1 rRNA gene is annotated in these 571 nt (G+C 50.6%); it reads right to left on the bottom strand.

Annotated elements, in window-relative coordinates:
- Positions 1-571: ribosomal RNA gene (locus M3Z76_RS19695) — 23S ribosomal RNA — on the bottom strand; the annotation flags it as partial.

Raw genomic sequence — 571 nt, 5'->3', positions numbered from 1 at the left:
ATGGTGGCTGCTTCTAAGCCAACATCCTAGTTGTCTAAGCAACTCCACATCCTTTTCCACTTAATACACACTTTGGGACCTTAGCTGGCGATCTGGGCTGTTTCCCTCTTGACTACGGATCTTATCACTCGCAGTCTGACTCCCGTGCATAAATATCCGGCATTCGGAGTTTGTCTGAATTCGGTAAAGCGAGATGCCCCCCTAGTCCAAACAGTGCTCTACCTCCGGTATTCTCTATCACGAGGCTAGCCCTAAAGCTATTTCGGAGAGAACCAGCTATCTCCAAGTTCGATTGGAATTTCTCCGCTACCCACAGCTCATCCCCGCACTTTTCAACGTGCGTGGGTTCGGGCCTCCAGTAAGTGTTACCTTACCTTCACCCTGGCCATGGGTAGATCACCTGGTTTCGGGTCTACGACAACGTACTCACTCGCCCTATTCAGACTCGCTTTCGCTGCGGCTCCGCTTTCTCAGCTTAACCTTGCACGTTATCGTAACTCGCCGGTTCATTCTACAAAAGGCACGCTATCACCCATTAACGGGCTCTAACTACTTGTAGGCACACGGTTTC

It is taken from the genome of Metasolibacillus sp. (assembly GCF_025291715.1).
GTDB lineage: Bacteria > Bacillota > Bacilli > Bacillales_A > Planococcaceae > Metasolibacillus > Metasolibacillus louembei.
Note: the sequence above shows the minus strand (reverse complement) of the source record. Positions and strands in the feature narration are given on the sequence as shown.